Below are 12906 nucleotides of genomic sequence, written 5' to 3' on the forward strand. Positions count from 1 at the left end.
AGACTTTACACCACATCACGACTTGTCACTTCAAAGGATTACGTCGTGCTCACTTCGATGCGGTGGTCTTGTTTTCCATGTTGACGACCTGCACGCGGCGGTTGACCTCCGCCAACGGCTGGCTCGGGTCCTTCAGCTTGCTCTTGCCGTAGCCGACGGTGACGAGATCGGTCGCGGAGATGCTGTACTTGTCGACGAGGTAGCGCTTGATCGAATCCGCGCGGCGCTCCGACAGGTCCTGATTGTAGCCCTCGCCGCCGGCGGCGTCGGTGTGGCCGGCGACCACGAAGGTCGAACCTTTCAGGTCGGGACTGGTCAGCGCGCGACCGAGCGCCTGTACCGAGGCAAGCGATTTGGCGCTGATATTGGCCGAGTTGTAGTCGAACGTGATTTCCAGATCGATATTCGGCTTGTCCTTGGCCACCGACGCGATTTCCTCGCGCTCGGTCGACGAGAGCGAGCGCGTCGAGCGGCCGCGCACGGACTGGATCAGCTTGGTCTCCGCCGCATTCGGTGCGGGATCGGCCTGCGGAGCGATCGAAAGGCCGCGGGTCAGCGGCTTTTTCGCCGGCGGTGCCAGCGCGCGCACGATCTCGTCCTCGGTGACGTTCTTGCTGTTGCCGTCGTCGCCCGCGAAGGCGAGCGGGGTCGTCAGCGACAGGGCGGCGCCGATGGTCATGATGGACAGGATCGCGGTAAGTCCCTTTGCAGCCAATCTCATAGCCAGTCCCTCCTGCGCAGCCAGCTGGCGCGGTTCCAAAATCTCTGCAATCAGCCCCGAAAGGGCGGCTTGCGGCATCCGTTCGGTTAGTATTCGCCGGGCCGCCGGGGGTTCGAGGCACACCGGCCTCGATTCAAAGAAATATCAACGCACTCCGTAGCTTGCGAATTCCTGAACAATGTTCGGGTCCATCGCCTTGGCATTGGCGATGTCGAGCGCGCCTTCCTGGGCCGAGCCATTGCGCTGCTTGGCGATCCCGCGTCCGAACAGCGAGGAGGTCAGGCGCGGGTTGATCCTCAGGGCCGCGTCGAAATCGGCGATGGCGTTCTTGACCGCTCCCGATTTCAGATTGACCAGCCCGCGGCTGTCCAGCGCGTCGACGAAGTTCGGCCGCAGCCGCAGGGCCTCGTTGCAATCCTTGAGCGCGCCCTGGAGGTCGCCAATCACGGTGCGGGTCCAGCAGCGGTTGTTCAGAGCCTCGACGTCCTTCGCGTTGATCCGGAGCGTCTCGTCGAAATCCTTGATGGCCAGGTTGTAGGCGCCCTTGCTGGCATAGACCTGGCCGCGCCGGTACAGCGCGTTCACGTCGTCCGGATTGGCGGCGATCTTGGCCGTCAGTCCCTTGATGGTCGGGTCCTCCGCCAGCACGGCCGCGCTCGGCCCGCTATCCATGCTTGGCGCGGGGGTGGTTTCGGCCGGCTTCACCGGCGGCGGGGCCGGCGGCAAGGCTGCTTCGACCTGAGGTTTTGGTGACGGAGCCGGCGCAGGCGCGACCGCCGTGTCGGCCGGCTTCGGTGCCGGAGGCGGTGACGGCGGCGCGGGTGGGGCCGGCGGCGGGTTATTGGCGACGACGGGCGGCGGCGCGGGAGGCGGGGGTGGCGGCGTCGTTGTCGGACGCGATCCGCCGGCCCCCGGAATGAACGAGAAATCTTCGGCCAGCGACGAGGATATCCACGGCACCTGCTCGCCGCGGGAGGCGCGGGTGACGCCCATCTTGGTGCGGTTCAACGTCTCCTCGGCCATCAGGTCGGGGACGCGGATTTCCTTGAGCAGTTCCTGGACGAACAGGCTGTGCTCGCCGCCGACGTCCGAGACCACCGAGGCCAGCGCCGCCGAATACATCACCAGCGTGCCGTTCGGCGCGATGACGGGCGTGAGGCCGGCCGAGAAGCTGCGGAACCGGCGCTCGAACGGGTTGCGCCTGCTGGCGTCGACCAGCGCGATCTTGACGCCGGCGCCGCGGGTATTGAGCTCTCCGAGCACGGTTTCGAGGCCGACGCCGTCGCGGCGCACGTCGGATTCGGTCCAGATCTGCGCGTCGACCGGCAGCAAATAGCTTTGCCGCGCCGACTGGATGCCGAAGCCGCTGAAGAACACCAGCGCCACCGACCCCGGCTTGATCTTGCTGTAGAGCTTGTCGAAAGCGCGGCGCATGCCGTCGCCGGTCAGGTTCTCGCCGATCTCGACGGAAAAGCCGTCGCGCTTGAGCTCGTCGGCGACGTCGCGCGCATCGTTGAGCGGTTCCTTCAGCGGGGCGTCGGCGTCTGGATATTTGGCGTTGCCGATGACCAGCGCAAAGCGATCACCGGCCGCCCGCGACGGCGCGGTCGGGATGAGCGAGACAAGCAGGGGCAGAAGGAAAAGAAGGCGAATTTTCATAATCAGCGCGGTCCAGCCAAAAAGGCGCCGTTCCAGCTTGCGCCGCGGCGACCTTAACTTACGCAATGTGCATTATCAAACCGGGGAAGGGGGGCGTCAACCGCTTGGAGATTCGGCGTTATCGCGACGATTGACCGCAACGCATGGGCGCGCCGCGGGGGGAATAAACGGGCCATCATGGTTGTGCTCGAGGCGATCTGGTTGGGCATTGCTGCTGCCATGTCAGGCCACCCATGTTAGGGGATCCATGGCGCCGAAAATGTGATTGGTCTCACATTGGAGCCGGCCTTCAGGCATCGCGCGTGGCGTTTGACCTTTCCGGCGGACAATGGCTTGGTGCGCTCGTACCTCCGCGAAAAGAAAAGCCAAAAGCAAAATCATGGGAAACGCCTACGAAATCTACGCCCTGCGCTATGCGACGATGTCGCCGCGTACCCTCAGCATGAACTTCCTGGCGCCGGATCCGCATGACAGTGCGGCGCAGGACCTCGACTACTTCGTTTGGCTGATCCGCGGCGGCGGCCGCGATATCCTGGTCGATACCGGCTTCAATGCCGAGGAGGCGAGCGCACGGGCGCGCAAGCTGACGCTCAATCCGGTCGATGCACTGGAGCGCTTTGGTGTGGCGGCGTCAGCCATACGCGACATCATCGTGACACATCTGCATTACGACCACGCCGGCAATCTCGACCGTTTCCCGAGCGCGCGCTTCCATCTCCAGGAGCGCGAGATGGCCTACGCGACGGGGCGCTGCATGTGCAACGGACTGCTGCGACATCCGTTCTCGGTCGAGCACGTCACGCAGATGGTCCGGCATGTCTATGGCGAGCGCGTCAATTTTTATTCCGGCGACGGCGAGGTCGCGCCCGGCGTCACCGTGCACCGCGTCGGCGGTCACTCGGACGGCTTGCAGGTGGTCAAGGTCGAGACGGCGCGCGGGCCGGTGGTGCTGGCCTCCGATGCCGCGCATTACTACGCCAATCTCCAGCGCAGGAGCCCTTTCCCGATCGTCTACAACATCGGCGACATGGCACAGGGCTGGGAGACGATCGAGCGTCTCGCCGGCCATCCTGACAGGTTCATTCCCGGCCACGATCCGATCGTGACGGAGATCTATCCGCGCGCGAGCGACAAGGTCGACGCCTGGGCGCTGCACCTGCCGCCGTCGCGGTCGTTTGCGAAGTGACGGCCTAGCCGTCATTCCGGGGCGCGCGGAGCGCGTACCCGGAATCCAGAAGTTGTCGCTTGAGATTCAGGGTTCGCCGCTGTCGCTGCGTCCCGGAATGACAACGTCGGCTAATACGCCTGCTTGGCGGCGGCCATTTCGCTGGTCTGGATCAGTCGAGGCACGCTTCGATCTCGCCGAGCAGGTCCGAGAGCGCTCTTGCGGCTCAGATCAGCCGGGCCTGATATCCGCGGTGCTCCTGAAAGCAGCGCGCAAACGAGCATCGCCGAAGATCCGAGTCGGGCCAAACCCGGAAGTAACGCATCATTTATTCGATCTGCACGCCGCGACAATCGCGTACAGCAGTTTCGCGACGCTGTACCCAATATCTTCCCGCGTCAAACCCATGCGCAGGATTACCAGTTTACGCGAGGGGATGATCGCGATCACCTGGCGGAGGTGCCCTTGCAACATGAAAGTGTCGGCAGGGAGTCGGAATCCCTGGCCCGGCCCCAACCAAAGCTGTCCGCGACCGTAGACCGGGCCATGTCCCTCGTCGGACGCCGGCACAGGCGAGCGCATGTAATCGACAAAGGCCGGCGGCAAAAGCTGTGCACCGTTCCATTCTCCGTTCAAGCGCAGGAACTCGCCGAAGCGCACCCAATCATGTGCACTGGCGAAGAGAAAGGCTTCGCCAAGGAATGTGCCTGAAGGGTCGGCCTCAAGAACAGCGCTGGTCATGCCCAAAGGCTTGAACAATCGCTCCTGCGGATACGCTCGCGCGTTCGCTCCAACCGCGTTCTGCCAGAGCCGGGCCAACAGGACGGACGAGCCCCCGGAATAGTTGAACTTCGTTCCAGGCGAGGCGGCAAGCGGACGGTCCCTCGCGAAAGCCGCCGCATCATTTGCGAGATTCTCCAACCCGTCAGGGTCGGGAGAATCACCATCTTCATTCCATTGCAATCCGCTTGTCATGGCCATCAAATCGGCCACTGAGATGTCCGCGCGCGCGTCGCCGGCCCACTGCGGAAACAGATTCTTTCGATCGAGCGAAAGCTTTCCGTCCTTGATCGCCATGCCGGCCAAGACGGCGTTCACGGTCTTCGTCATCGACCAGCCCTGCAAGGGCGTCGAAGCGTTGAAGCCTTCGCCGTAGGTTTCACCGATGATGCGCCCGTCCTGGACCACGACAATCGCGCGCATGCCGGGTCCTTGGAGAGCCGGATCGTTCAGCGCCGCCAGCAGACGCTTGTCCTCTGACAATTGCACCCTCTCGCCGGCCGGCCAGAGCGCATCCGACATTGCCGACGGTGAGGGCGGCGCGGCGCGATCGGGGATTTCGCCCTTCGAGACCAGCGTGCAACCGCGTCCCTCCTCATATTGGGCATAGCGTTTGGCGAAGAGGCCGCGAAATGCCACTTCGACACGCTGGTTGGCGTTGTCGATATTGATGTTCAGACGTTTGACGACACGAGGAAGGGCGAACGCCACGTCGGTCATAATCACCGCATCCGCGTCGCGTTTGGCAATGAACACGTTCGAGCAAACCATTTTTGCCGCATAGGCCGTGGCGGACAGCAGCCCATTGGGTGGGATGAAGGTTAGCCAGACGCTGAATACTAAAACGCCGAGAAGCACAATCGCGACAATAAGTTTCAACATTATTAGAACAAGACGCATGCTTCCCGACTCGTCTCAAACAAGCGCTGGCCACACGCATCATGGACGGATTCCACGAAAACTCAACTCAAAGTAGGACTCCTGTCCGACCTTTCGCGATGTCCGAGTTGGGTGAAAAGCGCCGGTTTGAGTCTCAGCCGGCGACTTTCGGTCTTGCCCCTTCTCCGGACACGTTCAGCCTCCGAGGCGGGCGGCTGGCGTGGTGTCAACGAGCGCCGGCTGGATTCCTACAAGCAACTATATCGCGGGGAGATTTTCGAGCCGCTAGCTCCGGCGGAGAGAATATCGCCAAATATCCTCCGTCACCTGCGAGCTTGTAGGTGGCGACCTCGCGATAGCCGACGGCGGTCAATTCACAGCGCAACAGCTCAATTGGCGTGCCATGCTTCGACGTCGGAAGCTCGAGATCGACAATTCCAACCCGCGCACCCTGCTTCAAGGCGGGCGCGAGGTTGTAGAGGAAGGCATAGGGTTGGGCTATCTCGTGATACATATGCACGAGGATTGCGGCATCCAGCGAAGAAGCGGGTAGACGCGGGTCGTGTGGTTCGCCGAGCGCGAATTGCACGTTCGTCAACTTCAGAAGTTCTGTTCGCCTGGCGAGTTCTATGAGGTAATCCCGCGTGACGTCCTGGGCAATGACAGAGCCGGCGGGTCCGACGAGGCGGGAGAGCCTGACCGTGTGGTAGCCACTGCCTGCTCCAATGTCGCCGACTGTCATACCTGGTTTCAGTTCGAGAACACGTGCGATTTGACCGGCCTCATTGAGGGCGTCGCGGCGCTCTTCGGCGGCGCGGCGGGGGCTGACGATCCGTGCAACAGGGCGCTGCGGTGAGGGAAACTCGTTTGCAGCGACTCCGGGGGGAGCCAGATAACCTATGTCAGCCGCATATGCGCGAGTTGCAGCAAACGCCACAAGTAGCGCCGTTGTATAAGCCAGTGTCGTCACGGGCCTGCCTGGCTTTCTCAACCAGTTTAGGCGCAGTCGTCCAGGTCTTGTGAGCTCCAAATGTGAGCCCACCGTCATGGCAACGAGGTTCAAGGTAGCAGGCAACTCCATCCGTGCGCCTCGCGCTCACGCCCGCCAATCGCACCAGAGAGCAAATCCCAACGAGTCAAGCCATTAACATCCGTTGCGGCTCAAAAAGCACTGCCCTGATGAAGTATAAGATCTTTGCTCACCCCCAAAAAGCCGACGTCTGCGCCTTTACGATTACGCGCCCTAATACGCCTGCTTGGCGTCGGCCTCTTCGCTGGTCTGGATCAGATCGAGGCTCTGCTCGATCTTGCCGAGCAGTGCCGAGAGCTGCTTGCGCTCCTGCGCGGACAGGCAGGCGAAGATCTCGTCCTCCCGCCGCAGCAATTGCGGGAACAACTCCTCGTAGAGCGCGCGGCCTTTCTTCGTCAGTTGCAGGCGGAATTCGCGGCGGTCGGCTTCGTTCTCGACCCGCTCGATCATCGCCTCATGCAACAGCATGGTGACGGCACGGCTGATGGTCGATTTGTGTGTGCGGGTGCACTGCGAGATGTACTGCGCGCTGCAGGCATCGTTGCGAAAGCCGAGTGTTGCGATCACGCGCCAGGCGGGAATATCGAGGCCGTGACGCTCCTGATATTCGATTGCGAGCGCGGAACTCACCTCCGCCGCGAGCCGGTTGAGGCGGAACGGCACGAACTTGAACAGATCGAGCCGTGCCTTGGCCTTTGGCCGCGGTGACGCCTCGCCCGCCACTTGTCTCTTCAGCGCCGTATCGCTGGATGTCCTCGCCAAGGCTTGCGCTCCGAATTCCAGTTGACGGCCGGCCGGCTCCGGTCCAAAATAGTTGCACGTGAGACTATCTAGCAGATCAGCCCCCTCCTGACCAGAGCCGAGGTTAGCGCATGGCGCAGGTCAATACGCATCAAGCGAAGACCTTTCAAACGAAGACCCAGTTCGGCTATCGCCGCCACTCGGATCAGGATCGTCCCGGCCAAGCCTCGGCCGAGCATCCGGTCGTGATTGTCGGCGCGGGCCCGGTCGGGCTGTCGCTGGCGATCGATCTTGCCCAGCGCGGTCAGCGCGTCGTCCTTCTGGACGATGCCGACCGCATCGGTGAAGGCTCGCGCGCGATCTGCTTCTCGAAACGCTCGCTGGAATATTGGGACCGGCTCGGCGTCGGCGACCGCATGGTCGAGAAGGGCGTGGTGTGGAGCGTCGGTCGCATTTTTCATGGCGAGCAGCAGCTCTACCAGTTCAACCTGCTCCCCGAAGATGGTCACAAACGGCCGGCCTTCATCAATCTCCAGCAATATTACGCCGAAGCCTACCTGGTCGACCGCATCGGCGATCTGCCCGATATCAACCTGCGCTGGCGCAACAAGGTGACGGCGCTCGAGCAGCGCAACGATTCTATCGCGCTGACGATCGAAACCCCGGAGGGCGCCTATCGGCTGCAGGCGCAATATGTCGTCGCCTGCGACGGTGCGCGGTCGTCGCTGCGGCAGATGGTCGGCGCCGAGTTCGCCGGGCAGGTGTTCGAGGATCAGTTCCTGATCGCTGACGTCAAGATGACGGCGGAATTTCCGACCGAGCGCTGGTTCTGGTTCGATCCGCCGTTTCATGCGGGACGTTCGGCGCTGCTGCACCGGCAGCCTGACGATGTCTGGCGCATCGATCTCCAGCTCAACCGCTATGCCGATCCCCTCGTCGAGAAGCAGCCGGAGAACGTGCGACCGCGGATCGCGCGCATGCTCGGGCACGACAAGTTCGAGTTCGAGTGGATCTCGCTCTACAAATTCCAGTGCCGGCGGATGGATCGTTTCCTCCATGGCCGCGTGATCTTCGCGGGCGATTCCGCGCATCAGGTCTCGCCGTTCGGTGCGCGCGGCGCCAATTCCGGACTTGAAGACGCGGAAAACCTGTCCTGGAAGCTCGATCGCGTCCTGCGCGGGACCTCGCCCGCGAGCCTGCTCGAGAGCTATCATGTCGAGCGCAGCGCGGCCGCCGACGAAAACATCCGCGAATCGACCCGCTCGACCGATTTCATGGCGCCGAATTCGCATCAGGAAGCGCGGCTGCGCAAGGCGGTGCTGTCGCTTGCCAAGGAAACCGAGTTCGGCAAGCGCATGGTCAATGGCGGCCGGCTGTCGGTGCCTTGCAGCTATTACTCGCCGCTGTCATCGCATGATGCGGATGCGTGGGCCGGTGGACCGCCGCCGGGCTGTTCCATGCTCGATGCGCCCGTTGCGACGCGCGAGAGCGAGCAGGCTTATTTGACGGATGCATTCCGCAAGGGTGGAACGGACTTCACCTTGCTGTCGTTCAGCAACGGCGCGGCCGTCGCTGCGCCCGACGGCGTGAAGGATATCCGCATCGGCGGCACGGGCGGGCTTGCCGATCCCTCGGGCCTACTTGCCAAGCGCTATGACGCCGAGCCCGGTGCTGCCTATCTGCTGCGGCCGGACGGCTACGTCGCGGCGCGCTTCCGCCATCCGACGCGCGAGGCGATCGCGGCAGCGCTGTCGCGGGCCCAAGGCTTCAATTGAAAGGCGTGATTTGAGGATTCGCATGCCGCTTTCAACCAGCTCAAACTTCGCACGGCCCGACGATGCCTTTCGCGCCATCGTCGAGGCGCATCGCGGCCTTACCGACGAGCAGAGCGCCGATTTCGACGCGGCGCTGGTGCTGATCCTCGCCAACCATATCGGCGACATCGACGTGCTGCGGGAGGCAATCCTGCTGGCGAAACGCCGCATGATCGACGGCCAGCAGCAGCAACAGCAACAACAATAACCCCGTGACCTAAGGATGAACTGATGGCGAAGAATTTCGCGTCCACCGGCGATCTCTCCGAGAAGAAGATCACCTTCTCCGAGATCGGAACCGATCTCTACGCCTTCACCGCGGAGGGCGATCCGAACAGCGCGATCATCGTCGGCGACGACGGCTGCCTCGTGTTCGACGCGCAATCGACGCCGGCGATGGCGAGCAAGGTGATCGAGCGCGTCCGCGCCGTTACCGACAAGCCGATCAAATATGTCGTGCTATCGCATTATCACGCCGTGCGCGTGCTCGGCGCCTCCGCCTACAAGGCGCAAGGAATCGTGGCTTCGCAGGAGACCTATCGCCTGATCGAGGAGCGCGGCCAGCAGGATTGGGATTCTGAATACGGCCGCTTCCCGCGCCTGTTCCAGGATGCCTCGAGCATTCCCGGCCTGACCTGGCCGACGCTGACCTTCGAAGGCGAGATGTCGATCTATCTCGGCAAGCGCGAGGTGCGCCTTATGCAGCTCGGCGCCGGTCATACCTCCGGCGACATCGTCGCATGGGTGCCGGATGCGGAAGTGATGTTCTCCGGGGACCTCATCGAATATCACTCGGCCTGCTATTGCGGCGACGCGCATTTGCGCGAATGGCCGCTGACGCTGAACGAGATCCGCAACTTCAATCCAAAGGCGATCGCGCCGGGCCGCGGCGATGCGCTCAAGGGCACAGCCACGGTGCGCGAGGCCATCGCGATGACGCGCGACTTCGTCACCTCGCTCTATGGCGCTGCCGAAATCTCGGTCGCCAAGGGGCGCACGCTGAAGGAATCGATGGCGGCGACGCGCGAGGTGATGGATCCGAAGTTCCACAGCTTCGCCATTTACGAGCATTGCCTGCCGTTCAACGTGTCGCGCGCCTTCGACGAGGCGTCGGGAATCGACGATCCCGTGATCTGGACCGACAAGCGCGACCAGGAAATGTGGGCCGCCCTGCAAGGAGGAGGATAGTCATGAACATCAACACCTCGCCCGATCAGATCGTTCGCAGCACCGCTCAGGTCACGCCGGGCTACATGTCGGGCTTCGGCAACAGCTTTGAGACCGAGGCGCTGCCGGGTGCGCTGCCGATCGGCCGCAACTCGCCGCAGCGCTGCGCCTACGGACTTTATGCCGAGCAGCTCTCCGGCTCTCCCTTCACCGCGCCGCGCGGCACCAACGAGCGCTCCTGGCTCTATCGCATCCGCCCCTCGGTGAAGCATTCCGGGCGCTTCGAGAAGGCCGATGCCGGTCTGTGGCGCTCGGCGCCCTGCCACGAGAACGACCTGCCGATCGCGCAATTGCGCTGGGATCCGGCGCCGATCCCGAAGGAGGACATGACCTTCCTCCAGGGCGTGCAGACCATGACGACGGCCGGTGACGTGAACACGCAGGCCGGCATGGCGGCGAATGTCTACCTCATCACTAGGTCGATGGTAGACCAGCATTTCTACAATGCCGACGGCGAGCTGATGTTCGTGCTCCAGCAGGGCAACCTGCGCCTCGTCACCGAGTTCGGGCGCATCGACGCCGAGCCCGGCGAGATCGTGGTGATCCCGCGCGGCGTCAAATTCCGCGTCGAGATTCCGAACGGGCCGGCGCGGGGCTATCTCTGCGAGAATTACGGCGGCGCCTTCACGCTGCCGGAACGTGGCCCGATCGGCGCCAACTGCCTCGCCAATGCGCGCGACTTCCTCACGCCGGTCGCGTACTACGAGGACAAGGACACGCCGACCGAGCTCTATGTGAAATGGGGCGGTGCGCTGTTCAAGACGACCTTGCCGCATTCACCGATCGACGTGGTCGCCTGGCACGGCAATTACGCGCCCTACAAATACGATCTGCGCACGTTCTCGCCGGTCGGCGCGATCGGCTTCGACCATCCCGATCCGTCGATCTTCACCGTGCTGACCTCGCCGTCGGAGACCGCGGGCACCGCGAACATCGACTTCGTGATCTTCCCCGAGCGCTGGATGGTTGCCGACAACACCTTCCGTCCGCCCTGGTATCACATGAACATCATGAGCGAGTTCATGGGCCTGATCTACGGCGTCTACGACGCCAAGCCGCAGGGCTTCGTTCCCGGCGGCATGAGCCTGCACAATTGCATGCTGCCGCACGGCCCCGACCGCGACGCCTTCGAGCACGCCAGCAACGGCGAACTGAAGCCGGTGAAGCTGACCGGCACCATGGCCTTCATGTTCGAGACCCGCTACCCGCAGCGCGTCACCGCCCATGCCGCTAAGGCTGCGACATTGCAGGACGATTACGCGGATTGCTGGAAGGGACTCGAGAAGCGGTTCGATCCGAACCGGCCTTAGCGGTCTTCCCCTCTCCCCTTGTGGGAGAGGGTGGCTCGCCACGGAGCGGCGAGACGGGTTAGGGGTCCCTGTCCGCGAGTGACCCTAACTCATTTGGACTCGCGGATAGAACCCCTCATCCGGCGCTTAGCGCCACCTTCTCCCACAAGGGGAGAAGGAAGAAAGGACCGGGCCAAAAGTGACGACCCACCCCAACAACCCCAGCCTCCGCTCCTTCGTCGATGTCGATCCGTCCTCCGACTTCCCGATCCAGAACCTGCCCTACGGCGTGTTCTCGACCGCGACCAATCCGACGCCGCGCGTCGGCGTTGCGATCGGCAATTATGTGCTCGATCTCTGGGAGCTCGAGCAGGATTCCCGGCTCGACGTCGGCCCGCTCGGCGTGTTCTCCGGCGCCTCGCTCAATCCGTTCATGGCGCTCGGGCCGAAGGTTTGGGCGAAGACGCGGGCGCGGATCAGCGAGCTCTTGCGCGCGGATCATCCGGAGCTGCGCGACAATGACGAGCTGCGCAAGCAAGCCTTGGTGCCGATGCGCGACGTCAGGCTGCATCTGCCGTTCGCGGTCTCCGGCTACACCGATTTCTATTCCTCCAGGGAGCATGCCACCAATGTTGGCGTGATGTTCCGCGGCAAGGACAATGCGCTGCAGCCGAACTGGCTGCATATGCCGATCGCCTATAACGGCCGCGCCTCGACCGTCGTGGTCTCCGGCACCAAGGTGAAGCGCCCGCGCGGGCAGCTGAAGCCGCCGAACGTCGAGATGCCGAGCTTCGGGCCGTGCAAGCGGCTCGACTTCGAGCTGGAGATGGGCGTGGTGGTCGGCCAGCCATCGCCGATGGGCGGCATGCTCACGGAGAGCCAAGCCGAGGAGATGATCTTCGGCTTCGTGCTGCTCAACGACTGGAGCGCGCGCGATATCCAGCAATGGGAATATGTGCCGCTCGGGCCGTTCCTCGCCAAAGCGTTTGCGACCTCGATCAGCCCGTGGGTGGTGACGCGCGAGGCGCTGGAGCCGTTCCGCCTGAAGGGGCCGGAGCAGGAGCCGGCGCCACTGGATTATCTCAAGCAGGGCAAGCCGCAGAATTACGATGTCGAGCTCGACGTCTCCTTGCGTGCCGTCGGAGCGAATGCGCCGGCCGGCATCAGCCGCACCAATTTCAGGTACATGTATTGGTCCTCGGTGCAGCAGTTGATGCACCACGCCTCCTCTGGCTGCGCCATGAATGTCGGCGATCTCCTCGGCAGCGGCACGATTTCCGGGCCCGAGAAGAACCAGCGCGGCAGCCTCTTGGAGATCAGCTGGAACGGCACCGAGCCGGTCGAGCTGCCCGGCGGCGCCAAGCGCTCGTTCCTGGAAGACGGCGACAGTCTCGTGATGCGCGGCTGGTGCCAGGGCGATGGCTACCGGGTCGGCTTCGGCGAGGTCGAGGGGACGATTTTGGCGGCGGAGTGATTGCTGGGGATGTGACGCGACGTTCTATACACATTCTCCGTCATTGCGAGCGTAGCGAAGCAATCCAGAATCTTCTGCGGAAGCAGTCTGGATTGCTTCGTCGCAAGGGCTCCTCGCAATGACGTTG

At 63.3% G+C, this 12906-nt stretch carries 11 protein-coding genes; 6 read left to right on the top strand and 5 right to left on the bottom strand.

Translation table 11 applies throughout. The features are described 5' to 3' along the window. Positions 1–49: 49 nt before the first annotated feature. Together JQ572_RS34075 and JQ572_RS34080 are read right to left on the bottom strand one after the other, a co-directional pair. Complete coding sequence (locus JQ572_RS34075) at positions 50–721, bottom strand: OmpA family protein (protein WP_211387221.1); 672 nt, start codon at positions 719–721, stop codon at positions 50–52. 144 nt (positions 722–865) lie between these two features. Further along, a complete protein-coding gene (locus JQ572_RS34080; protein WP_211387222.1) occupies positions 866–2380 on the bottom strand; it encodes a caspase family protein in 1515 nt (504 codons plus the stop codon). Positions 2381–2759: 379 nt separating this feature from the next. Between JQ572_RS34080 and JQ572_RS34085 the strand changes: the two genes are divergently transcribed. Next, entirely contained in the window at positions 2760–3566 is an 807-nt protein-coding gene (locus tag JQ572_RS34085; RefSeq protein WP_211387223.1) for an N-acyl homoserine lactonase family protein, read from the top strand. A gap of 303 nt (positions 3567–3869) precedes the next feature. Here JQ572_RS34085 and JQ572_RS34090 read toward each other — a convergent pair whose 3' ends face one another. From JQ572_RS34090 to JQ572_RS34100, 3 genes are all read right to left on the bottom strand, one after another. Then, positions 3870–5207, bottom strand: a complete 1338-nt coding sequence (locus JQ572_RS34090) for a serine hydrolase domain-containing protein (protein WP_249129701.1) — start codon at positions 5205–5207, stop codon at positions 3870–3872. Between the two features lie 223 nt (positions 5208–5430). Next, positions 5431–6174 carry a class I SAM-dependent methyltransferase gene (locus JQ572_RS34095; protein WP_211387225.1) on the bottom strand — a complete coding sequence of 248 codons (744 nt, stop codon included), beginning with the start codon at positions 6172–6174 and terminating at the stop codon, positions 5431–5433. A 273-nt stretch (positions 6175–6447) separates the two neighbouring features. Beyond that, positions 6448–6996, bottom strand: a complete 549-nt coding sequence (locus JQ572_RS34100) for a MarR family winged helix-turn-helix transcriptional regulator (RefSeq protein WP_211387226.1) — start codon at positions 6994–6996, stop codon at positions 6448–6450. 110 nt (positions 6997–7106) lie between these two features. Here JQ572_RS34100 and JQ572_RS34105 point away from each other — a divergent pair, with 110 nt between their 5' ends. The 5 genes from JQ572_RS34105 (at position 7107) to fahA (ending at position 12779) form a co-directional block, all read left to right on the top strand. Beyond that, the gene (locus tag JQ572_RS34105; RefSeq protein ID WP_211387227.1) at positions 7107–8750 is read left to right on the top strand and encodes an FAD-dependent oxidoreductase; all 1644 of its coding nucleotides are present in this window, start codon (positions 7107–7109) and stop codon (positions 8748–8750) included. Positions 8751–8772: 22 nt separating this feature from the next. After that, positions 8773–8997: a DUF2783 domain-containing protein gene (locus JQ572_RS34110; RefSeq protein ID WP_211387228.1), complete on the top strand. Its 225-nt coding sequence runs from the start codon at positions 8773–8775 to the stop codon at positions 8995–8997. 23 nt (positions 8998–9020) lie between these two features. Then, a complete protein-coding gene (locus tag JQ572_RS34115) occupies positions 9021–9977 on the top strand; it encodes an MBL fold metallo-hydrolase (RefSeq protein ID WP_211387229.1) in 957 nt (318 codons plus the stop codon). A gap of 2 nt (positions 9978–9979) precedes the next feature. Continuing rightward, entirely contained in the window at positions 9980–11326 is a 1347-nt protein-coding gene (gene hmgA / locus JQ572_RS34120) for a homogentisate 1,2-dioxygenase (RefSeq protein ID WP_211387230.1), read from the top strand. A gap of 178 nt (positions 11327–11504) precedes the next feature. After that, positions 11505–12779: a fumarylacetoacetase gene (fahA, locus tag JQ572_RS34125; protein WP_211387231.1), complete on the top strand. Its 1275-nt coding sequence runs from the start codon at positions 11505–11507 to the stop codon at positions 12777–12779. The last annotated feature ends 127 nt before the right edge of the window (positions 12780–12906 follow it).

This window comes from Bradyrhizobium sp. SZCCT0153 (genome assembly GCF_018129995.1).
Classification (GTDB): domain Bacteria; phylum Pseudomonadota; class Alphaproteobacteria; order Rhizobiales; family Xanthobacteraceae; genus Bradyrhizobium; species Bradyrhizobium japonicum_G.

Bases quoted from the DNA above. Each gene is read 5' to 3' on its own strand.
- JQ572_RS34075 (WP_211387221.1), bottom strand. From the start codon at position 721: ATGAGATTGGCTGCAAAGGGACTTACCGCGATCCTGTCCATCATGACC.
- JQ572_RS34080 (WP_211387222.1), bottom strand. From the start codon at position 2,380: ATGAAAATTCGCCTTCTTTTCCTTCTGCCCCTGCTTGTCTCGCTCATC.
- JQ572_RS34085 (WP_211387223.1), top strand. From the start codon at position 2,760: ATGGGAAACGCCTACGAAATCTACGCCCTGCGCTATGCGACGATGTCG.
- JQ572_RS34090 (WP_249129701.1), bottom strand. From the start codon at position 5,207: ATGTTGAAACTTATTGTCGCGATTGTGCTTCTCGGCGTTTTAGTATTC.
- JQ572_RS34105 (WP_211387227.1), top strand. From the start codon at position 7,107: ATGGCGCAGGTCAATACGCATCAAGCGAAGACCTTTCAAACGAAGACC.
- JQ572_RS34110 (WP_211387228.1), top strand. From the start codon at position 8,773: ATGCCGCTTTCAACCAGCTCAAACTTCGCACGGCCCGACGATGCCTTT.
- JQ572_RS34115 (WP_211387229.1), top strand. From the start codon at position 9,021: ATGGCGAAGAATTTCGCGTCCACCGGCGATCTCTCCGAGAAGAAGATC.
- hmgA (WP_211387230.1), top strand. From the start codon at position 9,980: ATGAACATCAACACCTCGCCCGATCAGATCGTTCGCAGCACCGCTCAG.